Origin of the sequence: Micromonospora costi (assembly GCF_003626655.1) — a bacterium.
Lineage (GTDB): Bacteria > Actinomycetota > Actinomycetes > Mycobacteriales > Micromonosporaceae > Micromonospora > Micromonospora costi.
In genome coordinates this window covers 201,380-227,312 of the sequence record NZ_RBAN01000005.1, presented here as the reverse complement: position 1 = coordinate 227,312, position 25,933 = coordinate 201,380, and the positions used below count along the sequence as shown (strand labels likewise).

General features: G+C 73.8%; 21 protein-coding genes and 1 pseudogene. 9 read left to right on the top strand and 13 right to left on the bottom strand.

Going from position 1 to position 25,933, the window contains the following annotated elements:
- Positions 1-274: 274 nt before the first annotated feature.
- Entirely contained in the window at positions 275-1,792 is a 1,518-nt protein-coding gene (locus D7193_RS26670; RefSeq protein WP_377456370.1) for a metallophosphoesterase family protein, read from the bottom strand.
- Positions 1,793-1,997: 205 nt separating this feature from the next.
- On the bottom strand, positions 1,998-2,477 hold the full coding sequence (locus tag D7193_RS26665) for a phage holin family protein (RefSeq protein WP_120782372.1): 480 nt from the start codon (positions 2,475-2,477) through the stop codon (positions 1,998-2,000).
- A 148-nt stretch (positions 2,478-2,625) separates the two neighbouring features.
- Here D7193_RS26665 and D7193_RS26660 point away from each other — a divergent pair, with 148 nt between their 5' ends.
- Complete coding sequence (locus D7193_RS26660; RefSeq protein ID WP_120782371.1) at positions 2,626-3,156, top strand: MarR family winged helix-turn-helix transcriptional regulator; 531 nt, start codon at positions 2,626-2,628, stop codon at positions 3,154-3,156.
- A gap of 147 nt (positions 3,157-3,303) precedes the next feature.
- Complete coding sequence (locus D7193_RS26655; RefSeq protein ID WP_120782370.1) at positions 3,304-3,876, top strand: Dps family protein; 573 nt, start codon at positions 3,304-3,306, stop codon at positions 3,874-3,876.
- 54 nt (positions 3,877-3,930) lie between these two features.
- Here the strand turns inward: D7193_RS26655 and D7193_RS26650 are convergent, their stop codons facing one another.
- On the bottom strand, positions 3,931-4,836 hold the full coding sequence (locus D7193_RS26650) for a siderophore-interacting protein (RefSeq protein WP_120782369.1): 906 nt from the start codon (positions 4,834-4,836) through the stop codon (positions 3,931-3,933).
- Between the two features lie 27 nt (positions 4,837-4,863).
- On the bottom strand, positions 4,864-5,004 hold the full coding sequence (locus tag D7193_RS26645) for an iron chelate uptake ABC transporter family permease subunit (RefSeq protein WP_277749925.1): 141 nt from the start codon (positions 5,002-5,004) through the stop codon (positions 4,864-4,866).
- A 148-nt stretch (positions 5,005-5,152) separates the two neighbouring features.
- Between D7193_RS26645 and D7193_RS26640 the strand changes: the two genes are divergently transcribed.
- Positions 5,153-5,719, top strand: a complete 567-nt coding sequence (locus D7193_RS26640; protein ID WP_120782368.1) for a hemerythrin domain-containing protein — start codon at positions 5,153-5,155, stop codon at positions 5,717-5,719.
- On the opposite strand, the gene D7193_RS26635 is transcribed toward D7193_RS26640, so the two are convergent.
- From D7193_RS26635 to D7193_RS26615, 5 genes are all read right to left on the bottom strand, one after another.
- The gene (locus D7193_RS26635) at positions 5,612-6,511 is read right to left on the bottom strand and encodes a cytochrome c oxidase assembly protein (RefSeq protein ID WP_120782367.1); all 900 of its coding nucleotides are present in this window, start codon (positions 6,509-6,511) and stop codon (positions 5,612-5,614) included. The two genes, D7193_RS26640 and D7193_RS26635, sit on opposite strands and share 108 nt — an antisense overlap.
- The gene (locus tag D7193_RS26630) at positions 6,511-7,062 is read right to left on the bottom strand and encodes a DUF2243 domain-containing protein (protein WP_120782366.1); all 552 of its coding nucleotides are present in this window, start codon (positions 7,060-7,062) and stop codon (positions 6,511-6,513) included. Before D7193_RS26630 ends, D7193_RS26635 begins: the two co-directional genes overlap by 1 nt.
- Before the next feature lie 91 nt (positions 7,063-7,153).
- On the bottom strand, positions 7,154-9,124 hold the full coding sequence (locus D7193_RS26625; protein WP_241563500.1) for a potassium transporter Kup: 1,971 nt from the start codon (positions 9,122-9,124) through the stop codon (positions 7,154-7,156).
- A gap of 184 nt (positions 9,125-9,308) precedes the next feature.
- Complete coding sequence (locus tag D7193_RS26620; RefSeq protein ID WP_120782364.1) at positions 9,309-9,653, bottom strand: DUF1801 domain-containing protein; 345 nt, start codon at positions 9,651-9,653, stop codon at positions 9,309-9,311.
- 33 nt (positions 9,654-9,686) lie between these two features.
- The gene (locus D7193_RS26615; protein WP_120782363.1) at positions 9,687-10,958 is read right to left on the bottom strand and encodes a GDSL-type esterase/lipase family protein; all 1,272 of its coding nucleotides are present in this window, start codon (positions 10,956-10,958) and stop codon (positions 9,687-9,689) included.
- 187 nt (positions 10,959-11,145) lie between these two features.
- On the opposite strand from D7193_RS26615, the gene D7193_RS26610 reads away from it, so the two are divergent.
- Complete coding sequence (locus D7193_RS26610) at positions 11,146-14,544, top strand: ATP-binding protein (RefSeq protein WP_120782362.1); 3,399 nt, start codon at positions 11,146-11,148, stop codon at positions 14,542-14,544.
- Here D7193_RS26610 and D7193_RS26605 read toward each other — a convergent pair.
- The gene (locus tag D7193_RS26605) at positions 14,496-15,290 is read right to left on the bottom strand and encodes a S1 family peptidase (RefSeq protein ID WP_120782361.1); all 795 of its coding nucleotides are present in this window, start codon (positions 15,288-15,290) and stop codon (positions 14,496-14,498) included. The two genes, D7193_RS26610 and D7193_RS26605, sit on opposite strands and share 49 nt — an antisense overlap.
- 218 nt (positions 15,291-15,508) lie before the next feature.
- Between D7193_RS26605 and D7193_RS26600 the strand changes: the two genes are divergently transcribed.
- The 3 genes from D7193_RS26600 (at position 15,509) to D7193_RS26590 (ending at position 21,620) form a co-directional block, all read left to right on the top strand.
- On the top strand, positions 15,509-17,941 hold the full coding sequence (locus D7193_RS26600; protein ID WP_120782360.1) for a low temperature requirement protein A: 2,433 nt from the start codon (positions 15,509-15,511) through the stop codon (positions 17,939-17,941).
- A gap of 374 nt (positions 17,942-18,315) precedes the next feature.
- Complete coding sequence (locus tag D7193_RS26595) at positions 18,316-20,757, top strand: hypothetical protein (protein WP_120782359.1); 2,442 nt, start codon at positions 18,316-18,318, stop codon at positions 20,755-20,757.
- Between the two features lie 140 nt (positions 20,758-20,897).
- Entirely contained in the window at positions 20,898-21,620 is a 723-nt protein-coding gene (locus D7193_RS26590; RefSeq protein ID WP_120782358.1) for a hypothetical protein, read from the top strand.
- Positions 21,621-21,646: 26 nt separating this feature from the next.
- Here D7193_RS26590 and D7193_RS26585 read toward each other — a convergent pair whose 3' ends face one another.
- The gene (locus D7193_RS26585; RefSeq protein ID WP_120782357.1) at positions 21,647-22,267 is read right to left on the bottom strand and encodes a TetR/AcrR family transcriptional regulator; all 621 of its coding nucleotides are present in this window, start codon (positions 22,265-22,267) and stop codon (positions 21,647-21,649) included.
- 265 nt (positions 22,268-22,532) lie between these two features.
- Here D7193_RS26585 and D7193_RS26580 point away from each other — a divergent pair.
- Positions 22,533-23,689, top strand: a pseudogene (locus tag D7193_RS26580) (RNA ligase RtcB family protein).
- A complete protein-coding gene (gene prfH, locus D7193_RS26575) occupies positions 23,686-24,300 on the top strand; it encodes a peptide chain release factor H (RefSeq protein ID WP_120782355.1) in 615 nt (204 codons plus the stop codon). The pseudogene D7193_RS26580 and the gene prfH overlap by 4 nt, the downstream one beginning before the upstream one ends.
- 1 nt (position 24,301) lies before the next feature.
- Here prfH and D7193_RS26570 read toward each other — a convergent pair whose 3' ends face one another.
- Together D7193_RS26570 and D7193_RS26565 are read right to left on the bottom strand one after the other, a co-directional pair.
- On the bottom strand, positions 24,302-25,084 hold the full coding sequence (locus tag D7193_RS26570) for an amino acid ABC transporter ATP-binding protein (protein WP_120782501.1): 783 nt from the start codon (positions 25,082-25,084) through the stop codon (positions 24,302-24,304).
- Positions 25,085-25,089: 5 nt separating this feature from the next.
- Entirely contained in the window at positions 25,090-25,884 is a 795-nt protein-coding gene (locus D7193_RS26565) for an amino acid ABC transporter permease (RefSeq protein WP_120782354.1), read from the bottom strand.
- Positions 25,885-25,933 lie beyond the last annotated feature (49 nt).

Sequence of the window (25,933 nt, the reverse complement as noted above, 5' to 3'; positions counted from 1 at the left end):
CACGAGACCCGCGGCCAGGGCGACCCCGGTCCGGGCGGACAGGGCCGAGCGGAGCTGGTCGAGCCCGCGCCGGGGGTCGACGACGCCGCCCGCCACGTCCCCGGCCGTGCCCACCACCACGTCACCGAGCCGACGCAGGTTCACGAGTCCGTCCCCCTTCGCGAGGTGCCGCCACGCCGGTACCCGCGACGGCCTGGACGAAACCGTCGGCGCGGGCGGCGGGCGCGCGGCCACGGGCTCGTCCGGCTCGTCGGTCGGGCCGGTCCCGGCTCGGTCAGTTCGGCTCGCGCCCGACGGGAAGTGGCGTCGGCGGGGACCCGGGTGCCGCCGGAGTCCCCTCGGCCGTCCCGGCAGCCTCCACCGGAGGCTCGTCGACCACCCGGCGGTCCAGGCTCACCTGGGCCAGCCCGGTGCCGCCCACCCGGATGTCGTCGTACGCCTCGAGCCGGTGGTCCGGCCCCAGGTAGAGGACGGACATGGCCAGCGGGACCGGCTCGTCCTTCTCGAGGCCGCGCAGGCCGGCCCCGCCCGTGGAGCCCTGCACGGCGAGCCGGGTGGCCGTCCCGCCCTCGGGGGCGGGCAGCATGCGCACCTCCCGCTGGTGGAGATGCCCGGCGAGGACGAGCGGCACGGTACCGGCGAGCGGGTCGGCCGACGCGGGGTCGTGCACGAGGGCGATGTCGACCGGGGCGCCGGCCGCGCGGATGGTGTCGGCGAGCCGCGTGCCGGCCGACGCCGGGTCGGCGCCCTCCTCCCAGGGGCCCGGCGCCTTCTCCTCCTTGTCGGGGGTGAACCGTGGGTCGCCGATGCCGGCGATCCGCACCCCGGCGACCTCGGCCACCGAGTCGTCCAGGACCACGGCGTTCGGTTGGCCGGCGACCGCGGCGGCCGTGCGGGCCGAGTCGTGGTTGCCCCGGATGTAGACGTACGGCACCTTCAGTTGGCCGATCATCGACACGTACGAGGTCTCGGGCTCGCTGCCCCAGTCGGTGATGTCGCCCGTGTCGATCACGAGGTCGACGTCGAACTGCTCCACCACGGTCCGCACCACCGGCCAGGCCGCTGGGTTGAGGTGCAGGTCCGACACGTGCAGGATGCGGGTGGCGCCCGGGTTGTCCTCGTACACCGGGAGGCTCGACATGGTGCCGTAGAGCTTCCCCACGTTGCCGACGAGCCGTTGCAACTGGTCGGCGTAGCGGGTGTAGTCGTCGGCGATCCGGCGGGCGTCGCCGACCAGCGTCGGGGCGTTGACCAGCAGCCCCTCGTACCGGGGCTCGGCGAGCGCACCCGGTCGTACGGTGAGCGCCGCCGCGCCCAGCGCGCCGCCCGTGACGAGCAGGGCGAGGGAGCCCGCCCAGGCGGCCCGGCGGGTCGAGCGGAAGGTCAACAGCGCGAGCAGGAGGGTGACCAGCACAGAGCCGGCCACCGTGCGCAGGCCCAGGCGCAGGAGGGCGTCCCGGATATCGCCCGGGGCGGAGGCGCCGGCCGCGGCCAGGCCGTTCGGGTCGTGGATCAGCGCCTCGGCGCGTTGCTGGTCGAGGGAGTCGAGGCGGGCCGTGAGGCGGGCCGGCCCGGAGTGGGTGTCCAGGAAGAGGGAGCCCAGCGGCGGCACCGCGATCTCGCTGCCCCCGTCGGCCGACGGGCTGAGCTGGAACTCGACCTTGAGGGGGCCCACGTCCCCGGTCACCCGACCGCCCAGCATGGTCCCGCCGGCGACGCCGGCGAGGATCACGGCGATCATGGCGAGCGCGACCGCTCCTCGCCGCATCCACCGGGTGGCATGACGCTTCACCGCTTCCCCACCCCTCCCCCGGCAGGCCGGAACATGCACGGATGCACGTATCCGTGGCGGCCAAGGGTACGCCGGGCCGCCGGTGGGCGACCAGGACCGGAAAGGGCGGGCGGGGCAGTGCCCGGAAGGCCGCGCCGGCAGGGCGGCGCGTGTGGAGTGGGGCCCGGGACGGCCGGACCCGCCCCGGGAGGGGCGGGCGGAGGGTCTAGGCCGGGCCGGAACGCCGCCGTGCGCCGTCGCCGAGGTCGCGGGCGGCGTCACGGGCCGCCGCGGTTCCCGCCGGCACCATCCGGTTGGCGGTCGCCGAGACGGCGTGGCGCACCTCGTCCGCGACCCGCGCCGAGCCGCCACCCGCCGCCCGGAGCTGGGCGAGGCCGAGCCGTCCGAGCACCACCGCGGCGGCCAGGTAACCGGCCGTCATCCCGGCCGCCGCGAGGCGGCGCGGCAGGAACGACTCCAGCATGCGCAGCGCGGTGGTCGACGCGGCGCCGGCGCCCAGGATCAGACATCCGCCGGCCGCGGCGAGCAGGGCGACGCCCGCCCCGGCCGGCAGTGCGGCCTGGGTGAGCTGTCGCTGGACCGCCACCATCTCCTCGCGGACCACCCCGGCCACGTTCTCGGCGAGGTTCTCCGCGACGTTGCCCGCGCGCCCGCCGCCGGCGGGCTGTTCAGCCGCACCCGTCATCGTGCCCTCCACGCTGCTCGCTGCCGACCCGGCTTGGTACCCCCGTTCCCTTGCGGCACACCCCGCCCGGCCGGCCGTCTCCCGCCGCCGTGTGACTTCCCCGACGGCCGCGCCCGACGCCGTCCCGCACGCGTGCCATCATGACCCGATGGACCTGTACGTCCCTTCCCCGGCGACCTCGGCGGGCGGCGACAGGGACCTGGTGGACGGGTTGGCCGCGCTGAGCCGGGCCCTCGTCGGCATCACCGCGCGGACGCTCGGCACGCTGGACGCGGACGTCACCCTGTCGCAGTACCGGACCATGGTCGTCCTCGCCTCCCGGGGGCCGCTCCGGACCGTCGACCTGGCCGCCGCCCTGCATATCCATCCGTCGACCGTGACCCGCACCTGCGACCGCCTGGTGCGCCGGGGTCTGGTGGGCCGCCACCCGGGTGCCGCCGACCGGCGGGTGTCGTGGCTGGCGTTGACCGAGGAGGGCAAGGCGCTCGTGGGCGAGGTCATGCGGCGGCGCACCGCCCAGATCCGCGACCTCGTCCGCGGTGCGGAGACGGCCGCCGTCGGCGGTGTCGCGGAGCTGGTCGAGGCGCTGGTCGTGGCGTCGGGCGAGCCGACCGAGCGGCAGTGGTGGCAGCGGTGGGAACGCTGCGCGGAGGTCGCGCCGACCGCCCACGGCAGGTGACGGGCGGGGTCATCCCGACGGGCGGCCTGGTTCCGGAATCGGCCACGCCCCGACCGTGGCGTGCCTAGGCTCGATCGGGTACCGACGGCGACCCACCCGTTGCCGTCGTGCCGCTCCGAGCGGGCGGATGAGCAGCGAGGAGGCGGCGTGGGACAGCCGAACAGCGCGGACAGTCAGCCCCTGCTCCACCAGCACGGCCGGGAGATCCAGGCGTTCGGCAGCGTCCGGCAGTTGCCGGTCGGCCTCTCGTACGAGACGCGGATGTACTCGTGCGAGCGGTTGAACCAGGTGCTCGCGGACACTCGCGTCCTGCACGACCTCTACAAGAAGTACCACTGGCTCATGCGGGGGCCGACGTTCTACCAGCTGCACCTGCTGCTCGACAAGCACGCCGGCGAGCAACTCGAACTGGTCGACATGGTCGCCGAACGGGTGCAGACGCTCGGCGGCATTGCGGTCGGCGACCCGCGCCACGTGGCCGAGCTGACCCGGGTGCCGCGCCCGCCGGACGGCGCCGAGGAGGTCCCGGGGATGCTGTCCCGCCTGCTCGAAGCGCACGAGATGATCCTCACCGACGCGCACGACGCCGCCGCCCGGGTGGCCGACCTGGGCGACGACGGCACCAACGACCTGCTGGTGTCGAACGTGATCCGCACCAACGAGCTGCAGACCTGGTTCGTCGCCGAGCACCTCGTGGACACGCCCGTCGTACGGGCCTGAGGCGCCGGCGACCGGCGCCCGCGTCGGGGCCGGCGCCGGCACGCCACCGGGCGGTCAGGAGCCGTCGGCGCGTCCGAGCCTCCAATAGCCCATGAACGCGACGGCCCGCCGGTCGAGGCCGCGCTCGCTCACCAGGTGCCGCCGCAGGGTGCGGATGACGGCCGCCTCCCCGGCCAGCCAGGCGTACAGCGGCACCGGCGGCACCTCGGCGGGCACCTCCCAGAGGATTCCGGTGTCGATGTCGACGTCGGGGACCGGGCCGGCGGCGACCGGCACGTGGTCGTCGACAAGGTCCCCCGCCGCCGCCGTGACCGCCGGGACGAGCCGGCTGCCGTACGCGCCGGACCCTCGGGCCAGCCAGGTCAGCTCGACGCCCGGCGGTGTGACCAGCGGCAGGGCGTCCTCGGCCTTCGGTACCTCGATCAGCGCCCGCCCGCACACGTCCGGTGCGAGGCGTTCGAGGATGCCGGCGATCGCCGGCGCGGCGGTCTCGTCGCCGGCCAGCAGCAGGCGTCCCGTCGCCGGCGGCCGGAACTCGATGCCGCCGTGGTCGCCCTCGTAGCCGGCGTCCGGGCCGATGATCGCGATCGGGTCACCGGGGCGTGCCCGCCGCGCCCACCGGGTGGCCGGGCCGCCGTCGCCGTGCAGGACCAGGTCGACGTCCACCTCGGCCAGGTGCGGGCGGACGGCCCGGACCGTGTAGGTGCGGATCGGAGGGCGTTCCGGCTCGGGCAGGCCGCGCCACCGCGCGTACCAGTCGGGGCCGTCGGGCAGGCGCACCTCCCGCCGGTCGGGCGGTGGCAGCGCGAGTTTGATGCGCTGGTCGTAGCCGTTGTCGGCGAACCGGTCGAGGTCGGGCCCGGTGAACGTGACCCGCACGAACGACGGGCTGAGCCGGTGCACCGCCCGCACCTCGACGGCGAACACGCGCCAGGGCGCGATGGGCAGGGTCTGGGTCATGATTCCTCTCCGGGTCGGGCCGGCACGTCACCGGGCGGTTGCCGTCGCGGCGCGGGAGCGCCACAGCAGCCAGACGAAGTACGGGGTGCCGATCATGGCCGTGACCAGGCTGGCGGGGATCTGTGCGGGGGCGATGACGGTACGGGCCAGCCTCGATCCACTCGACATGAGGTTAGGCTAACCTAAGCAATCGATCTTTTGTCAAGCAGCGGAAATCCGAGCGCGGGGGCCGGCCCGGCGACGGCCGGAAACTTTTACGCGAAGTGCCTTCGGGTACGTGATCACCGGCCCAGCCACACGTTTCCGGAGGTTCACCATGACGAGCACTGCCCAGAAGCAGGACGTCGTCGACCTGCTGCTCCGCCAGCACGAGGAGATCAAGTCGTTGTTCGCCCAGGTCCGGGGCGCGACGGGCGAGCAGAAGCAGCAGGCGTTCCAGCAACTCGTCCGCCTGCTGGCCGTGCACGAGAGCGCCGAGGAGCAGGTGGTGCACCCGGCCGCCCGCGACGACGCCGGCGACGCGGTGGTGGACGCCCGCCTGCACGAGGAGAACGAGGCCAAGCACGTGCTCTCGCAGCTCTACGACCTCGGCGTCGACGCGCCGGACTTCGACGCCCGGTTCGCGGAGTTCGAGCAGGCCGTCGTGGCGCACGCCACGCACGAGGAGCAGGAGGAGTTCCCGGAGTTGCGCCGGAAGACCGACCCGGAGCGGCTGCGCCGCATGGCGGGAGCCGTCCGCGCCGCCGAGGCCGTGTCGCCGACCCGTCCGCATCCGTCAGCCGGCGAGTCCGCGACGGCCAACATGCTGGCCGGTCCCCCGGTGGCGGTGTTCGACCGGATGCGCGACGCCGTCCGCGACTGGCGGCAGTCCCACAGGGACTGACGCGGGCCGCCGGTCGCGGCGCTCGGGACGCCACGTGCCGACGAGGGCCGCGGCCAGGAGGAGTTCGGCGATGTCCCCGCCGTAGTACATGAGTTCCGCGCCGCCCTGCCGCTGCGCGACGGAGGCGGGGACGTCCACCCAGAAACCGCCGTACAGCAGTTGCGCGACGACGGCGTGCCCGGCGATGGCGAAGCCGAGATAGACGAGGCGGGCGCGGACGCCGGGCCGCCCGGGCGCCGGATCCGGGCCGGCGATGGCGTGGGCGAACAGCACACCGGCGAGCAGCAAGTGCGCGTGCAGCAACCAGTGCAGCGCCGGCCGGGTCGCGGTGGCGTCGTAGAGCGGGGTGAAGTAGAGCGGCACGAGACTGCCGGTGGACAGCAGCAGGCCCGCCGCGGGATGGGACAGGATCCGGGCCGGGCGGCTGCGGAGGACGGCGGTCAGCCGGCGGCCACCGCGCGCGGGCAGCGTACGCAGCGCCAGCGTGACCGGCGCGCCGAGCACGAGAGCGAGCGGTGCGTACATGCCGACCATCAGGTGCTGGGCCATGTGGCCCCGGAAGTCGGTGTGGGCGACCGTGGCGACGGGCGGCAGGAGCGCGGCGGCCAGCACGACGGCCCCGACCGCGAAGCTGGCCGTGCGCCAGTGGCTCCACCCCTGGACCGGGTTGCGTCGTCGGGCCCGACCGGCCAGGAGAAGATAAGCCACGACGCAGGCGAGCAGGGCCGGCGCGGGCAGCAGTGCCAGGAGGTCCGGCCCCTGTTCGTGGCCGCTGTGCGGGTCGTGGTCCATCAGGTGGCCCGCCCGGCCTCGCCGGGCTCGGGGTCGAAGGACCGGCCGCCGCGCTGGAGCAGGTGTCCGCCGGCGAGCAGCAGCGCGCCCAGGACCAGGAAGCCGATGTCCCACCACAACTGCTGCGGGCCGCCGTGGACGTGGTGGATGGCGAGGATGTGGTGGTCCAGGACGCCTTCGACGAGGTTGAACACGCCCCAGCCGGCCAGGATCCAGCCCCACAGGACGCGGGAGGTCCACACCCGGCGACGGTGGTGGGTGACCCGGGAGTAGAGGACCGCGAGGCCCACCAGCACGGCGAGCCAGCAGACGGTGTGGAAGACGCCGTCCCACACGGTGTTCATCTCCAGGCCCGGCACCGTCTTCGGGTTGTAGTAGCGCACTCCGATGTGGTCGCTGTTCGTGCTACTCAACAGGTGGTGCCACTGCAGGAGCTGGTGCAGGAGGATGCCGTCGACGAAACCGCCGAGTCCGACCCCCAGCACGATGCCGGGCAGGCGGAGGCTCGCCGGCGTCCACTCGGCCCGGAACCCGCCCACGCTGCTGGCCATCGTCGTCTCCGTTCGGTGCGTCGAGGGTCCTTCGCCCGTTCCCGGAAGGAAGCGGGCCAACCGCTCCCGCTGTCCGCTGTTGTCCCGCGTGCTACAGCTCGATGTGGGAACCCATGATCACCGTCCGATCGCGTGGCAGGCAGAAGTGCTCGGCCGCGTCGGCCGTGATGTGGGAGGTCGTGATGAACAGGCGCTTGCGCCACCGCGGCATCGTGGGCCGGTCGCCGGGCCGCAGCTCGATCGTGGAGAGGAAGTAGGACGCCTCCTCGACCTGGAGGGGCCCCTCGGTGGCGATCGGGTCGAGCCTGCGGAGCACCTCGGGGACGTCCGGTGACTCCATGTAGCCGAAGCGGGCGCTCACGTGCGTGATGCCGTCGTCGGCGTAGCCGAGGTCGTCGACGACGATCTGCCGGTGCGCCGGAACGCGGGGCACCGGCTCGGTGTCGATCGACAGGATCAGCACGTGTTCGTGGCGTACGTGGTTGTGCTCCACGTTCGCACGCATGGCCAGCGGCGCGGTCTCCTTGCCCCGGTTGAGGAACACGGCCGTGCCCGGGACGCGTCGGGCCAGTACCCCGTCCTGGCGCAGCCGCTCCACGAACTCGCGCAGCGAGCCCTCGCGGCGTTGCCGTTCGGCGGTGACGATCTCGCGTCCGCGCTGCCAGGTGGTCATGACGGTGAACGCGGCCAGGCCGATGAGCAGCGGCACCCACGCGCCGTGCAGCAGCTTGGTCCCGTTCGCCGAGAGGAACAGCAGGTCCACCACCAGCAGCGGGATCGCGCCGAGGACGAGCAGCCACTGCGGGACGTTCCACCGCCAGCGGCCGACGTAGAAGAACATCAGGGTGGTGATCGCGATCGTCCCGGTCACCGCCATGCCGTACGTGAAGGCCAGGGCCGTCGAGCTCCGGAAGGCGAAGACCAGGGTGAGCACGGCGACCAGCAGGATCCAGTTGACCCAGGGGACGTAGACCTGCCCGATCGCCGATTCCGAGGTGTGCAGGATCCGCAGTCTCGGAAGGTAGCCGAGTTCGGCGGCCTGCGACGCGAGAGAGAACGCACCGGTGATCACGGCCTGGGAGGCGATGACCGTGGCCGCGGTGGCGAGCAGCACCATGGGCAGCCGCGCCCAGTCGGGTACGAGCAGGAAGAACGGGCTGGCGATGTGGGCCGGATCGTCGAGGATCAACGCGCCCTGGCCCAGGTAGCTCAGCGCGCAGGCGGGGAACACGAGGACGAGCCAGGCCCGCGTGATCGACCGCCGGCCGAAGTGACCCATGTCGGCGTACAGCGCCTCGGCGCCGGTGACGGCCAGCACGACCGCGGCGAGGGCGAAGAACGCGACGTCGAGGCGACCGACCAGGAAGCCCACGGCGTACGTCGGTGACAGCGCCCGCAGGATGTCCGGGTGGGCGAAGATGCCCTTCACGCCGCAGGCGGCGACGGCCAGGAACCAGATGATCATGACGGGTCCGAACAGGCGACCGACCGTCGCGCTCCCCCGCCGCTGCAGCAGGAACAGCACCAGGATGATCACCGCGGTGATCGGTAGGACCAGCTCGTGCAGCGACGGTTGGACGACCCGCAGGCCCTCGACCGCGGAGAGCACCGAGATCGCCGGCGTGATCATGCTGTCGCCGAAGAACAGCGCGGCGCCGAAGATCCCGATCCCCGCCAGCAGCACGGCGGTCCGCGTTCCGGGCCGCGGGGAATGCCGCCGGAGCAGGGTGATGAGGGCCATGATGCCGCCCTCACCCTGGTTGTCCGCGCGCATGGCCAGAAGGACGTAGGTGACCGTCACGATGGTCATCACCGACCAGAAGACCAGCGACACGACCCCGAACACGTTCTCGGTGCTGACCGGCACCGGGTGGGGATCGCTCGGGCTGAACACCGTCTGCATGGTGTAGATCGGGCTCGTGCCGATGTCGCCGAAGACGACCCCGAGCGCGCCGACGACCAGCGCGAGCCGCACCGTGTCGTGGACGTTCGGACTGGTGGTTCCGAGGGAGCGCGCCCCGGGCGCCTCGTCCGGCGGGTCCGGCTGCTGCCGCTCGCTCACGACGGTCCTCCCTGCAGCGACCGGCGGCTGGTTGCCTCGGGCGGCCCGAGGCCCGGTGTCGACATACGCGGACATTACCGGCACCGCCCCGGGTCGCGCGGCCGGTCGCACCAGACGCGGGCGCCGAACCGGGCGAGCCGCGGCCGCCCCGCCGGCCAGGCCGAGCGGGACGGCCGCGACCGCGTCACGTCCGGTCGAGCAGGACCGCCTGGCGTACGTAGTCGCCCAGCGCGGCGCGCGGCAGGCTGTCCGCCTTCTTGATCTTCACGTGGCGTGTGGCCTTGCCGATCCCGTCGAGCAGGCCGTGGTCGTCGGTGAACTCCGCTCCGCGGGCGAACGCGAAGGTCACGTGCGTCTTACTGAGACTCACGATGGCGAGGATGCGGTCGCCCTGCCAGGCGAGCGAGCCGCGACTGATCACCTCCCGGGCGTCGGGGGCGCAGGTGCGCATCAGGTCGCGGAGCGCGGCGACGATGTCCCGCTGGTCGGCGGGCAGCCGGCCCACGTACTCGTCGATGTCGCGTGCCATGGTCTGGTCCTTTCCGGAGCCGTGGGGTGGTGGTCAGCGGACGAGCGCCGCCACGGCGGCGGCCGCCCGCGCCGCGCCGGCGTCGTTGAGGTGCAGGTGGTCGCCGTGGTCGTACGCGGGGTTGAGAGCGTCCGGATCGGCCGGGTCGGCGAGGATCCGGTCGAGGTCGGCGACGGCGTCGTACTCGCCGCTGGTGCGGATCCAGTGGTTCAGCGCGTCCCGGACCGCCTCCTTCTCCGGGGAGTCGTACCCCGTCGCGTTCTTGATGGGCGGCAGGGTCGCGCCGATGACCGTGACCCCCCGGGCCCGCGCGGCGCGGATCAGCGCCCGGTGACCGGCGACCAGCTGCCCGGTCGTCACCACGGGCGAGGCGCCGCAGCCGAAGTCGGGATACCCGCCGGCGCCGATGTCGTTGAGGCCGATCAGGACGACCGCCGCCCGCACGCCGGGTTGCTCGAGCACGTCCCCCCCGAACCGGCGGGTGCCCCGCTCCCCGTAGCAGGGCGAGTCGGCGAGCAGCTTGTTGCCGCTGATGCCGGCGTTCGCCACGGCGAGCGGACGGCCGGCGGCCAACAGCTGCTCGGCGAGTTCATCCGGGTAGCGGTTGTCGGCGCCCGGGGTGGAGCCGTAGCCGTCGGTGTGCGAGTCGCCGAACGCCACCACCGTGCCGCGGGTCCGGGAGCCGGCGACGTCGACGCCGGCGAGGTAGTACCACGCCTGGCTGGTCTCACCGGCGAAGGCGGCGGCCCCCCTGTCGAAACGGTGGTCGCCGGACGCACGGTACGTGGTGGTGAGGCCGGTCTGGTGGAACGTCGCCGGTCCGCTGCCGTGCGCGTCGTACAGGGTGACGGTCAGCGCGTCCAGGGCCCGGACGGGAAGCGCCACCGGGTCGGAGGTCGCCTCCGCGCCGGGCGGGATGCTCGTCGAGAGCCGGCGGTCGAAGGTGAGCGGGCGCAGGGTGCCGGGGCGCACCGCCGCGCCGCCGCCGGATCGGCCGATGGTCGCCCCGGCCAGCCGCAGCGGTCGCGTGCCGTACCGGTTGGACAGCCGGACCCGGACCAGAGCGCCGCCGGCGCTGACGCGCACCACCTGCCGGACGGACGCGTCGGCGAAGCCGTCCGTCGACCAGTTCGGGCCGTCCCACTCGTTGCCGGGCACCGGGTGGTGGTGGGCCGCGGTCCACGCGGCGGACCAGCCGCCCGGGCCCGGTGGCGCGGGGCGGCCGCCGGTCGCCGCGGTGGCGGGAGCGCTCGGCACGAGCACCGCGAGGGTGACGAGTGCGGCGAGGACACGAGGTCGTGACACGGCGGGGTCCCTTCGTGGATGGTGCGGGGCGAGGTGGCCGGCCCACCCGTGCTGCGGCGGCCGGCCCGACGCCACCCACTGTGGGGACCGGGCCTTACGGTTTGTTTACGGTCCCCGGCCGCCCCGCTCACGTCAGGCCCCACGCCGCTCCCCCACGACGTCCGGCGGCGGCCGTATCCTGGCCGGCATGCGGTTCGGCGTGCTGGGTCCGCTCACCGTCTGGGCCGACGACGGCACGGTCGTGGCGGTGCCCGGCCGAAAGGTGCGGGCCCTGCTCGCGGCGCTGCTCCTGCACCAGGGGCAGCCCGTGTCCGGCGACCGGCTCGTCGCGCTCCTGTGGGGCGACGCACCCCCGCGCAACGCGGCCGGCGCCCTCTCGGCGAAGGTCTCCCAGCTGCGCCGCGTCCTGGAGGACGCCGAGCCCGGCGGCCGGGCGCTCGTCTCGTCACCACCCCCCGGCTACCGGATCCGGTCCGGACCGGACCTGGTGGACGCCGACCGTTTCCACCACCTGGTCACACGGGCGCGCGCGACCACGGACGCCCGGGTCAGGGCCGGTCTCTTGGCGGACGCGCTGGCGCTGTGGCGGGGCCCGGCCTTCGCGGACCTCGCCGACGAGCCGTACGCCGTTCCCGCGGCCGCCCGGCTCGAGGAACAGCGGATGGTCGCCGTCGAGGACTGGTGCGACACCCGCCTGGGGCTCGGCGAGCACGCGCTGGTCGCCGGCGAACTCGGTGATCTGCTGGCAGGCCAGCCCTTGCGGGAGCGAGCCCGTGCGCTGCACATGCGCGCCCTGTACCGGGCGGGCCGGCAGTCCGACGCGTTGCGCAGCTACGACGACCTTCGCGACCACCTGCGCGAGGAGCTGGGCCTCGACCCGGGGCCCGAGGTGACCGCGCTGCGCCAGGCGATCCTCACCCAGGCCCCGGAGCTGTCCGCACCAGCGGCGTCCGGGCCGGCGCCGGTGGTGGGACCGCGGGAGGTCGCGAACCCGTCCGCGACCCTGCCGGCCCCGCTCGGGCCGTTGATCGGCCGCGACGACGCGCTCCGCGAGCTGGACGCGCTGCTGGAACGGCACCGGCTCGTCACGCTCACCGGCACGGGCGGCGTCGGCAAGAGCCGCCTCGCCGTGGATGTGGCCCGGGCCCGCGCACGGTCGCACCCGGACGGTGCGTGGTGGGTGGAGCTGGCCGCTCTCGACCGCTCCGATTCACCGGAGGCGCTGCACGCGCTGACCGACCTCGTGCTGTCCGTGCTCGACGTCCGGGACGTGGCTGCCGGGCAGGGCCGGCCCGCCGCGCCCGCCGACCGGCTCGCCCGTGCACTGCGCGACCGTGACCTGCTGCTCGTCCTCGACACCTGCGAGCACCTGGTCGAGCCGGTCGCCGGGCTGGCCGCTCTCCTGCTGCGGGCCGCGCCGCGGGTGCGGGTCCTCGCGACCAGCCGGGAACCACTGGCGCTGCCGGGCGAGGTGGTGTGGACCGTCCCGCCGCTGCCGGTCCCCGACCCCGCGGGCGGCACCGACGTGGCGGTGCTGGAACGCTCCGACGCCGTCCGCCTGTTCGTCGCCCGGGCCGCGGCCGCGGCCGGCGGCTTCACCCTCGACCCGGGAAACGCGGCGGCGGTCGCCACCGTGTGCCGGCGACTGGACGGGATCCCCCTCGCGCTGGAGCTGGCGGCCACCCAGGTCCGCGGGCTCGGCATCCGTGGGCTGATCGCCGGCCTCGACGACCGGTTTCCGGTGCTCGCCGCACGCCACCGGGGTGTGCCACCGCGCCAGCGGACGCTCCTCGCGACCGTCGAGTGGAGCTGGCAGCTGCTCACCGAGCCGGAACGGGTGGTGCTCCGCCGGTTGGCCGCGTACGCCGACGGCGGCCGGGTCGAGGCGGTGCGGGCGGTCTGCGCGCCGGACGGCGTACCGGCCACGGCCGTGCCGGACCTGCTGGCCCGCCTCGTCGACCGGTCCCTCGTGGTCGTGACCGGCCGCGACGACACCCCGCGCTACCGGCTCCTGGAGTCGGTGGCCGCGTACGCCGTCGACCGGATGGCCGCGGCCGGCGAACTCCACGAGATCCGCGAGCGGGCCCACCGGTACCACGCCGGCCTGGCCGAGCGGGCGGCCGCCGAACTCCACGGGCCGGGCCAACGCCGGTGGCTGCGACTCCTGGACGCCGAGGCGGCGAACCTGCGCGGCGCCCTTGACGGGGCGGTACGACACCGCGACGGGGACCTCGCGCTGCGGCTGGCGACCGCGCTGAGCTGGTACTGGTTCCTGCGGGGCCGGTTCGCCGAGGCCCGGCGCTGGCTCGGTGCCGCGCTGGAGTGGTCCCCGGCGGGCGGCGCGGCGAGCGCCCGGGCCGCGGTCTGGCATCTCGGCTTCTCCCTGCTGCTCGGCGACGTCGCCGACTGGCCGGCGCGGCATCGCGCCGCCGTGCGGCGCTACGACGGGGTGGACGATCCGCTGGGCCGGGCGCGGGCGGAGTGGTTCCTCGCGTACGCGGAGATCGACCTCGGTGACCTGGACGCCACCGGTGCCCTGCTGGACGAACTGCTGGACTCCTTCCGGCGGGCCGGCGACGACTGGGGCGTGGCCGCCACGCTGAGCCTGCGCGCCAAGCACGCCCACACGAGGGGCGACGCGGCGGCGGTGGCACGTGACGGTGGGGAGGGCGCGGCACTGTTCCGCTCGCTCGGCGACCGGTGGGGGCTGCTCCAGGCCACCGAGTGGCTCGGGGCGCAGGCGGGCATGGCCGGGGACTACGAGCGCGCGAGCCAGCTCTACCGGGAGGGCCTGCGGCTCGCCGAGGATCTGGGGCTCTGGTTCGAGGTGTCCGGCCAGCTGTGCTGGCTCGGCTGGGTGGCGCTGCAACAGGGCGACTATCCCGCGACGCGGGCGTTCTGCGGGCGGGGGCTGCGGCTCGCCACGGAACAGGGTGTCCCGCTCGGGACCGTGTTCGCCGAACTCTGCCTGGCCGCGGCCGCGCGCCGCGAGGGCGACCTCGACACCGCCGAAGGGCACCTGCGCAACCTTCTGGACGCGGCCGGGCGGCAGCAGCACGGGCCGGGACGGCCCCTGTACCTGACCGGCGTCCTGACGGAGATGGGCTACCTGGCCGACCTCCGCGGCGATCCGGCCACGGCGCTGACCTGGCATCTGCGGGCCGCTGACCTGGGCCGGGACCTGGGCGGCGGGCAGGTCCCGCCGGAGGTGCTGACGGGCCTGGCCGCGGCCTGCGCGCTCCTGGGACGGTCGTACGACGCGGGTCGGCTGCTCGGGGCGGCCACCGCGGCGCGCGAGGCGTCGGGCGACCGGGTGGTGCCGGCCGACCGGGCCGACGTCGGTCGGGCGACCGCCCGGATCCGGGCCGCGCTGGGCGAGGACGGGTTCGCGGCGGCCCACGAGGACGGGCGCCGGCTGCCGGTCGAGGACGTGCTGGCCCGCTGCGCCGGGGAGGGGGCGGCGTGGTCCGCTCCCGGCGGTGACGCGACGGGGCGGCCCGGCTGGTCGCCAGCCGGGCCGCCCGATCGGTCGTACGGTCAGCCGCCGAGACTCGCGGCGGCCGAGGCGATCGCCGAGGCGAAGTAGCTGACCTGGGTGTAGACGCCCGGGTAGTTGGGCCGGGCGCAGCCGTTGCCCCAGCTCACGATGCCGACCTGGATCCAGGCGTTGTTGGCGTCGCGGCGGAACATGGGGCCACCCGAGTCACCCTGGCAGGTGTCCACGCCGCCGCTCGCGTACCCGGCGCAGATCTCCTCGGCGGGAATGATGTCGCCGCCGTAATAGGCGTTGCAGGTCGAGTCGCTCACGAACGGGACCGTCGCCTTGAGCAGGTACCGCTGCTGCGGGCCGCCCTCACGTGCGGCGCCCCAGCCGGCGACCGTGAAGGTGCCGCTGTCGTACGCGGTCGTGTTCGCGATCTTCAGCGTGCTGAGCCCGGAGACGGGGGTGGCGAGCCGGATCAGCGCCCAGTCCTTGCCGTTGCCGTTGTAGCCGGGCGCCCGGTAGACGTAGTTCGACCGGACGGTGATCCGGCTGGACGACTGGAGGTCCACCACGCCCAGCGTTGCCGTGATGCTCGTGTTGGTGCCGGTCGCGCCGACGCAGTGCGCGGCGGTGAGCACCAGCCGCGGGCTGTAGAGGGCCCCGCCGCAGCCCATCGAGAGCCGCACCATGAACGGGAATTCACCCTGGGCGGCGCGGGTGCCGCCCACGACGTACGGCGTCATCGTTCCGTCGGACGCCGCGGCGGGTGCCGCGACGGTGAGGCTGGCCGCGGTCACCGCGGCCAGCGCGGCGGCCAACAGGCCGGTGAGGGTGCGCCAGCGAACCATGGTTCCTCCGCATCAGGACGGGCACGCCTCGTGAGCGCACCTGATTCACGACTCCGCCCATAATATTGAGATCAATGAATGGCAGCGGGCATACCGGCTGGGTCGTATCCCTGGGCTATGGCACCCGTCCCCGGCACACGGCGGCCACGCGCCCCGGCGCGCGACGGCGAGTCGCCGATTCACCTGTCGCCGCTCACAGTGGTTGACACAGTGGTCGGGTGACCAGCGGCGAGGAGGAGGCGGCACCGCAGCGGCGGGACGGGCGGCCCTCGCCGGTCTCGGCGCACGGCGGCGTGACGCGCGCGGAACTCTTCCTCGACCTGGTCTTCGTGTTCGCCTTCATCAACGTCGCCGCCCTCATGTCGGCGCGCTCGCACCAGGACGCGCTGGTCCAGGGCGGGCTGGTGCTCCTGCTGCTCTGGCGCAGCTGGGCCGGCTACGCCTGGGTGGGCAACCTCGTACGACTCGACCGCGGGTCCCTGCCGGTCGCCGTCTTCCTGGTGGCGACCGCCATCCTGCTGGTCGCCGTCGTCATACCGGAGGTGTTCGCCGATCGGCGGGGCGGCCTGTCCGGCCCCCTCGTGTTCGTCGTCGGCTTCCTGGCGGTCCGCGCCGGGGCCCTGCTGATCATCGCCGTGGCCTATCGGGGCCGCGTCGATCCGTCCGCCACCCCGGCGCGTCGCGCCTGGCCGCCACTGGCCCTCAGCGCCTCGCTGTTGCTCTGCGGCGTCCTGCTTCCGAACCGCCTGTCGTCCGTCCCGCACGTGGAGCTTCTCCAGCTCCTGTTCTTCGCCCTGGCGACCGTGATCGACTACCTGGGTCTGCGCGCGGTGGGCGTCGGCAGCGTGCAGCTCACGTCGGTCCGGCACTGGGCGGAGCGCCACAGCCTCGTCATGCTGATGGCACTCGGCGAAACGATCATCTCGATCGGCACGAGCCGGGGGTTCGTCGGCGACAAGCCCATCACCTGGTCCGTCCTGCTCGGCTCCGTGCTCGGTCTCGTCGTCGTGGCGTTCCTGTGGTGGGCGTACTTCGACATCGCGGCGCTCGACGCCGAGCGGGCCCTGGAGTCCACCTCGGGACCGTCGCGGGCCCGGCTGGCCCGCGACGCCTACACGCTGCTGCACCTGCCGATGATCGGCGGACTCATCCTGGTGTCGTTCGGGCTCAAGCACGCGCTGGGCGCCACCGAGCCCGGCACGGCGAAGGAGTGGGGGCCGGCGGAGCTGTCCGCCCTCTACGGTGGCGTCGTCCTGTACCTGATCGGTCTCGTGGCGTTCGAGTGGCGCACGGTCCGGCGCATCGGCCGCGGTCCCGTCCTCGGCATCGTCCTCGTGGCGCTGCTGATGCCCGTGGCCCGGCAGGCGACGGCCGTGGTGTCGCTCGGGATCCTCGCGGGCGCGCTGGTCTGCCTCGTGCTGGCGCACGTCACGGTGCTGCGCCGCCGGCACCGCCGCCTGCACGGCGTCGTGGCGGTGTCGGCCGGTCGGGAGGTCGACGTCACCCCGGAGGATCTGTTCCTCGACCTGGTCTTCGTGTTCGCGTTCATCCAGGTCACCGTCCTGATGACACGGAATCCGGACACCGCCGGCGTGTTCCGGGCGCTGGCCGTCCTCGCGCTGGTCTGGTGGTCCTGGATCAACCACACCTGGTTCACCACGATGGTCCGCGGGTCGCCGAACGTCCGCCGGTTGATCGCGCTCGTCGTGGCGGCCCTGACCCTGACGCTCGGGATCGCGGCGCCCCAGGCGTTCAGCGACCCGCCGGGCGGGCTCCCTGGTCCCCTGATCGTGGTCGCGTCCTACGTGACGGTGCGTGGCGTGTACCTGGCGGCCCTCTGGGTGGCGACCCGGAGGCATCCCCCGCTCCGCGCCCCCGTGGTCGGGGCCGCCGTGCCGACCACGGTGGCGGCGGTCCTTCTGCTCGGCGCGGCGCTGGCCGACCGGGCCACCGGCGGTCCGCTGACGCTCCCGGCGACCCTGCTGTGGGTTGCCGCGATCGTCGTGGACCTGAGCGGTGGGTACCTCATCGGGTCACGGAACTGGCAGCTGGGATCCGTCAGCCGGTGGATGGGCCGCTACAACCTGATCATCCTCATCGCGCTCGGGCAGGCGGTCATCGCCACGGGCATGGCCGCCGGCGGCGCGCCCGCCTCCGGGTCCGCCCTCCTGAACGTCGGGCTCAGCGCCCTGCTGCTGTCGGCGCTGTGGTGGACCTACGTGGGCACGGACGTCGCCGTGGGGCAGCGGTTCGCCGAGCTGACCACCCGCCACCAGCGCGGCGCACTGGCCCGCGACGCCTACACGTACCTGCACCTGTTCCTCGTCGTCGGGCTGGTGCTGGTCGCCTTCGGGCTGCGCACGGCGGCGTCCCCGGGGCCGCCCGGCGCCCCCCTGCTGTTCGGGCGGATCACGCTGGTGTGCGGGGTGATCCTCTTCCTGCTGACCGACCACCTCATCTGGCGACGCGCCCGCCGGACGGTGGGCCGCCGTCGGGCGCTGAGCCTGGTCGTCGCCGCGCTGGCCCCGGCGACGATCCTGCTGCCGGTGCCCTGGGCCATCGCCACGCTCACCGTGGCCCTGTCGATCGTGCACCTGCTCGGGCGCACGGCCACCCCGCCGCTGGACAGCGTGGTCGGCGACCGGCACTGAGGAACTGACCACCCGGGCGGTTCGCATTTCCTGTCCATGGGATTCCAATCGGTCCGATCAATGACTCGGGGGTCGCGTCGGAACGGTTGACACCGATCGGGCCGCCACAAAGGCGACCGGAGCGTGTCCGGGAAATGACATCGACTTCCCTTACCGGAGCGTCCCGTCCCTCGTGTATCTGCTGCTCAGGGCCGATGTGGAGCGGGAGAATTCGTCGCTCACCGTGGCTCGTTTCACATTTTCCGGCCGGCTTGTCGCCAACCGGTCAAAGCCTTTTCCGGGCCACCGGAAATACCCATGCTCTCCCGGGGGGCCGGACAGCGGCCACCCGGAACAGGGTCGACAAAGGACCCGATGCGTGGGGAGGAGCATCAATGTTCGGTACCAAGGCCACCAGGCCCACGAGAACGGCGCTCGCCGTGCTCGTGCCGGGCGTCATGGTGGCACTCGCGGGGGTGGCCGCTCCGGCGTACGCCGCCGACCCCGGGGAGGACGCGAAGGCCCGCACGACGCCGGCGTACCAGCTGGCGAAGGGGGACACGTGCGGGCTGCGCCCGTCGGCCGGCAAGAGCCTGAAGGACGAGACGCTGAGCTGCCTCGGCGTCGAGGCGGCGCTCGACCGGGCGCCCGCCGTCGGTGAGAGCGCGACGCTGCGGGTCACCGTACGCGCCCAGGGAAAGATCGGCCCCAGCGAGATCAGTGTCACCCTGCCGGCCGAGCTGGAGTGGGTGAAGGCGCCCGCCGAGCTGGGCGTCCAGGAGCAGCGCAGCGTCCAGCCCGAGCGCGCCGGGGCGGTGTCGGTCGCGCGGACCACCCGCGCGCTGCGCGCCGGTGACAGCGCCACGTTCAGCGGCGTGGTGCGGGCCGTCGCGGCCGGCCAGGCGCAGATCCAGGCGCGGGCGACCGCCTCGTACGGCCGCGACGTCCAGGCCGGTCAGGACGACGTCTTCCTGACCATCGGGGAGAAGACCGGGCTCTCCCGGCTCGGCCACGCCACCCCGGCGGGCGACAACGCCACGACGGCGGTGCCCACGGCCACACGGGCGCCCCGACCGACCGGGCAGAAGCCGGCGAGCGTCGGCGCGCAGAGCGTGGCCGGCGAGGCGCGGGCCGAGGCCACGGCCAAGGGGCTCACGGTGATCAGCCCGCAGGCGGCGTGCGACACGCGCGTGGCCGGGAACTGGTCCTTCCAGGACCAGAACGGCGCCTGGCACAACCAGATGAACATGCAGGTGCAGGTGTGGGACGACGACACGTTCGGTGACTCGCTGCTCGCCAGCGGGGTCACCGACGGCGCCGGCAACTACAACATCTGCTTCGACTCCCAGGTCGAGGGCTGGCCGGACAGCGGCACCGCCGACATCTACGTCCGCTTCATCACGTCGAACTCGCTGTGGCGGGTGCAGCGCGGCGGCAACCCGCTCACGTTCACGACCGGGACCACCAACGACGTGGCCACCGGCAGCACCCTGAACCTCGGCTCGCTCACCGCCGCCGACGGGGCGCTGCAGCGCGGCCTGCACGCCTTCGACTCGGCCAACGACGCGTGGCTGTGGATCCCGAAGCCGACCAACCTCTGCTGGGACCAGGACGACACGAGCTGCCGGCAGGTCGTCATCAACTGGGCGCCGGACTCGACCGACGGGACGTACTACGACCTCGGCGGCAACCAGGTCCACCTGGCCGCCGACGACCCGAACGCGCCTGTCACGGTGGTGCACGAGATCGGCCACGCGGTGATGGACGACCTGTACAACGACAGTTTCCCGTCGGCGCCGAACTGCAACCCGCACAGCATCACGGGCGCCACCTCGGCGGGCTGCGCCTGGACGGAGGGGTGGGCCGAGTGGTTCCCCGCCACCGTCTACAACGACCCGTTCTACCGCTGGCCCAGCGGCGCCTCCCTGAACCTGGAGAACGCGAGCTGGGGCAACGGCTGGGGCGAGGGCGATACCACCGAGGGCCGGGTCGCCGCGGCGCTCATCGACATCACCGACTACGCCAACGAGGCCACCTGGGACCGGTACGGCGAGGGGCCGTGGAACATCTGGACCACCTCCATGCGGCACAACTCGGTGAACTTCGCGGCCTTCTGGTCGCAGCGCGGCAGCGACGGGTTCAACGTGGCCGACTCCGGCGCGCTCGCGTCGGTCTACCAGAACACGATCGACTACGGCTTCCGGGACCCGCTGGGCAACTACGCCCCACTGAGCCGACCGGTGCCGACGCCGCCGCACAACTTCGGCTACGCGACGTCGTCGCCGTACTGGTCGGTGGTCGCGCTCAAGCCCAACTCGGGTGACCTGGACCTGCAGCTCTACGACGACCGCGGCCAGGGCGTCTACCTGAGCGGCAGCGCGCAGGGTGGCACCGCCATCGACTTCGTCGCGGTGGACTCCAACCGTCGTGCGCTGGGCGACTACTACCCGCGGGTGTTCAACTGGTCCGGCGGCGGTGGCTACCGGGTCGAACTCGCCCAGGGCTCGGCCGTGCTGAACGCCGGCAGCAGCACGATCACGATGGGTACGAACAACGTGGTCACCGTCCGGGACGCGTACCTGACCGCCGGGGTGCCGGTCACCATCTCGGTGGCGGCCACCAACGTCGGGCAGGACGCCGAACTGTTCGTGCTCGACAGCGACCCGGCCAACGCGGCCACGTGGATCCGTCCCCGGTCGGGCGCCGTGGCCGTGGCCACGGCCGGCGGTGCCGGCGCGACCGAGACGGTCACCTTCACCCCGGCCCGCACTGCCTGGTACGGCGTCGTGGTGACCAACAAGGCGGGCTCCGGGAACTACACCCTCACCCGGTCCTGACCTGAGGAAGACCAGCACGAGACCGGTCCGGGGGCGTCGCGCGCGGCGTCCCCGGGCCATTCGCCGTCGGGTACGACCGGACGGAACCGGCGGCGCCGGAGCGGCGTCCGACCGGGGTGAGCCCGACGTGGAGGCGACCGATGCACCGTGCCCTGGCCCTGCTCGCCGTGCCGATTCTGCTGGCCGTGACGGCGGCCGGCTGCGCCGGGGGGTCCGGGCCGGAGCCGCCGGCCGGTGCCGAGGTGCTCGTGCTGCGGCTGACCGAGTGGCCCGGCATGGTGGGCCCGGGCGGGACCGCGGCGATCTCCCCCAGCTTCTCGCTGCTCGGTGACGGTCGGCTGATCAGCCGGACCGGGCCGCCCGGCGGCTGGCCGCAGCTGCGCGAGGACCGGGTGCCGCCGGACGGCGTACGGCAGCTGCTGCGGGACGCCACCGCGGTGCCGGACCGGTCGGTGGGCAACGTCCCGGACGCTCCGGTCGTCCGTCTCGTCGTCGTCTCGACCGACGGGCGGCGCGATCGCACCCTTCCCCGCACCGATCCCGCGGTCGAGCGGCTCCGGGCCGCGCTCGCCGGGTACGTGGACGGCCCACCCGTACCGTTCCGGCCGCAGGCCGTCGCGATGGTCGCCACGCCGGGCGACGCGGCCGAGCCCGCACGCCCGTGGCCGCTGCCGACACTGGCCGGTGAGCCGCTGGGCGGTCTGGCGGCCGGTTCCACCTGTCTCGTGCTGCGCGGCGCCGACCTCGACACGGTCCGGACGGTCGCCACCGCCAGCGCCGGGCGCTGGCGCAGCGACGGCCGGGTGTGGCAGGTGGCGCCCCGACCGCTGCTGCCGGACGAGACCGGCTGCGCCGACCTGTAGGACCCGCCCGGACGGCGAGCCGGCGCTCACCGTCGGGTGTTCCGGCCGCCCGGGAAGAGCCGGGCCAGGTGGTACCGCACGAGCGCGGTCGCGTCCTCGGCGGAACGGCCGCCGACGAGCATGGTGCTGGACAGCCCGGCCGCGAGCGCCGCCAGCCCGCGCGCCTCCAGCGTCGGGTCGATCGAGGCGGGCACCTCGCCGGTCTCCTGCCCCACGCGCAGTTGGCTCGCGATCAGGTTCTCCAGCATGTGCTGCGGGTTCTCGGCCTCGGCGGTGGCCAGCGACGCGTCGGTGAGCGCCGCCGCGTAGTAGGCCGCGTGCACCCGGGCGAGCATGAGGCTGTCCTCGTCGGTGGGCAGCAGTTCGAGCAGGCAGATCCGCACGACGTCGGCGGGGCCCGGCGGGTGCCCGAGCGCGGCGAAACTCGCCCGCATCCGCTCACCGGCGGCTTTCGCCCCCAGCTCGAAGGCGTAGACGAGCATCCGCTCCTTCGTCGTGAAGTAGTACTGCACGAGCCGCATGGACACGCCGGCCTCCGCGGCGACCTCGCGCAGGGTCGCCGCCGGCAGTCCCCGGGTGGCCGCGACCCGCCAGACGGCCTCCGCGATCTGGCGCCGTCGCTGCTCGTGGTCGACGCGCTTCGGCATTGGGACACCCTTCCACATCCTCCGGGACGCGCCTGCACCATGAGACGCGATCCGAGCGTGGGCCGGCCAATGCGCTCCCGTCCCGAAAGTCGCTTGCCGCGTCCGGTCGGCTCGGCGAAGGTGTGTCCATGACGTTCTGACGGACAGCCGCCCCCGGTCTCCTTCCACGCCCCGGCACCCGATCGGTGCCGTGGAGCCGTCCGCCCCTGTCTCTCCGCGCGAAAAGCGAGCGTCGTTGTCTCCATCCCACTCCCTCGGGGAGTCCCTGTCGCCGTCCCCTGCCGCCACCGTCACCGTCTCGCCTCCCCCACGAGCTGGATCGAGTCCGACGCCCTCGCGCAGTGCCACCAGGTGGCCGCCCTCGACGGCATGATCCACGTCGCCGGGATGCCCGACCTCCACCCGGGCAAGGGCGCCCCGATCGGCGCCGCCATGATGTCGGCGCTGCTGTACCCGTTCCTGGTCGGCTCCGACATCGGCTGCGGCATCGCGGTCTTTCCCGTGAGGCTCAGGCGCGCGGTGCCCGAGCGGCTCGCCGCCCGCTTCCCCGATCTCGACCGGGCCCTTGACCCGGAACGGGATGCGGCCGACCCGGCCTGGGCCGCCGTGACGGGCGACGTTCCCGCCGGTCACACCGACGGCCTCGGGACCGTCGGTCGCGGCAACCACTTCGTCGAGCTGGCACGCATCGGGGCCGTCTTCGAGCCGGGTCACGCGAGCCGGCTCGGGCTCGACGCGGGCAACCTCGTGCTCGTCGTCCACAGCGGTTCGCGCGGGCTCGGCGAGCGGGTCCTGCGAGCACACACCGAGGCGTACGGCGCCGGTCCGGCCCCCGATCCCGCCGCCTACCTGGCGCGGCACGACGAGGTCGTACGGTGGGGTTCGCTCAACCGGCGGCTGCTCGCCGCCCGGGTCGCGTACGCCCTGGGCTTCGAACCCGCCGAGCCGATCGTCGACCAGTGCCACAACCTGGTCGAGACCCGGGACGGCGGGTACCTGCACCGCAAGGGGGCGGCGCCGGGTGACGGTCGGGACGTGCTCGTCGCCGGTACGCGCGGCACCCCGTCCTACCTCGTGGCCGCGCACGCCGGCCCGGACGCCAACCACTCCGTGGCCCACGGGGCGGGGCGCAAGATGTCCCGGGCCGACGCCCTGCGCCGGGGACGGGCCAAGCACACCGTCGACGAGCTGCGCCGGACCCCGGTGGGCTCGCTCGTGGTCTGCGGCGACCGTCAGCTGCTGTTCGAGGAGGCGCCCTCGGCCTACAAGCGCATCGAGCACGTGATCACCGACCTCGTCGACCACGGCCTGGCCACCCCGGTGGCCACCACGGTTCCGCTCGTCACCTACAAGACCCTCGACGCGGGCGGGTCGCGCCGGCCGGACCGTCGCGACGGGCGCCGTGGTCGGGGCAGGCCGTGAGCGTCCACCTGTTCCTGTCCGCCGGGCGCGGCCCGCAGGAGTGCGCGTGGGCGCTGGCCCGGCTGCTGCGCCGCCTGGAGGCCGAGGCCGCCCGCCGGGGCCTCGCCACCTCCCGCGTCGAGACGGTCGCCGGCGACCGCCCCGGCACCCACCGATCGGTGCTGCTGCGGATCACCGGGGCGGCCGCGGACGCGTTCGCCGCCTCGTGGACCGGAACCCTCTGCTGGCAGGCACCGAGCCCCTACCGGCGGGGCACCGGCCGGAAGAACTGGTACGTGACCGCCCGCCCCTGCCGGGTCGACGCGCCGGCGACCGCGTTCGCCGAGTCCGACGTCGACGTCGTGGGCTGCCGCACCGGCGGTCCCGGCGGCCAGCACCGGAACAAGGCCAGCACGGCGGTACGGGCCACCCACCGGCCGTCGGGCCTCACCGTGGTGGTCGACACCGAGCGACAGTTCAGCCTGAACCGCCGTATCGCCCTCTCGCTGCTGCGTCAGCGCATCGAGGACGGCGACGAGGCGGCGCGGCGGGCCCTGGCCACCTCCCGGTGGCGGGTCCACGACGAGCTGGTACGCGGCGACCCGGTCCGCGTCGAACGCCCGTCGGGGTGAGTCAGTCGGGCTGGCCGAGCTGCGCGACGTGGGTCGGGTCGAGGACCCGGGAGAGGAACGAACGGGTCCGCTCGTGCTGCGGGGCCCCGAGCACGTCGTGGGGACTCCCCTGCTCGACGACCACGCCGCCGTCCATGAACACGACTCGGTCGGCGACGTCGCGGGCAAACGCCATCTCGTGCGTGACCACCATCATCGTCATGCCGTCCTCGGCCAGTTTGCGCATGACGGTGAGGACGTCGCCGACGAGTTCCGGGTCGAGCGCGGAGGTCGGCTCGTCGAAGAGCATCAGCTTCGGGTCCATCGAGAGCGAGCGGGCGATCGCGACCCGCTGCTGCTGCCCGCCGGAGAGCTGCGCGGGGTACGCGCCGGCCTTGTCGGTCAGGCCGACGCGCTCCAGGTTGTCCCGCGCGACCCGCTCGGCCTCGGCACGGCCGCGCCGGAGCACCCGGCGCTGCGCGATGGTGAGGTTGTCGAGCACCGTCAGGTGCGGGAAGAGGTTGAACGACTGGAAGACCATGCCGATGCCGCGGCGTACGGCGTCGATCTCGACGTCCGGGTCGGTCATCTCGACGCCGTTCACCCAGATCTTGCCGGCGGTCGGCTCCTCCAGCAGGTTGACGCACCGGAGCAGCGTCGACTTGCCCGAGCCGGACGGCCCGATGACGCACACCACCTCACCGTGGCCGACCTCGAAGTCGATGCCCTTGAGCACCTCGAGCGGCCCGAAGGACTTGTGCAGGTCACGGATCTCGACGGCGGGGTGGGGAGGGGTGGTCGTCATGTGGGTCACCGAGCCTTGGCGTAGCGGAGTTCGAGGCGTCGTACCACCTGGGACAGCGGCAGGGTGATGATCAGGTAGGTGAAGCCGGCCACCAGCAGCGGGGTCGCGTTCACCCGGTCGTTGAGCGTGTCGCGGCCGAACTTGGTGACCTCGATGGTCTGCGCCGTCACACCGAGCACGTACGCGAGCGACGAGTCCTTGGTCAGCAGGATGAGCTCGTTCGTCAGCGGCGGGATCACGACCCGGAACGCCTGCGGGATGATGATCGTGCGCATCGCCGTGAAGTGGGACATGCCGAGCGTGCGGGCCGCCTCCATCTGACCCTTCGGCACGGCCTGGATGCCGGCCCGGATGGTCTCGGCCATGTACGCGGCGGCGGTCAGCCCGAGGCCGATCGCGATCGAGCCGAACACGCCGCCCGGGATCTCCCGCTCCGGGAAGGCGATCGGGATGCCGTACCCGACGAGGAACAGCACGAGCAGCGCGGGCAGGCCGCGGAACAGCTCGATGTACGCGGTCGCCACCCAGCGGTAGGGCGCCACCCGGGACAGCCGCATCAGCGCGAGGAGCGTGCCGAACACGAGGCCGAAGGCGAACGCGCCGAGCGTGTAGAGGACGGTGTTGCGCAGCGCGACGGTGATGACCGTCGGGAACATCGACTGGATGATGTCGACGCGGAAGAACGCCTCGCGCAGCCGGCCCCAGTCGGCGGCGACGATGACCGCTCCGACGATGACCACGAAGGCCAGGTACTGGAGCCAGAGGGACAGCCGCTCGCGCTGGCGGCGTCGCAGCTTCACGGGTTCGGTGCTCCTTGAACTGTGCGGGGTGGCCGACGCGGAGGGCGCG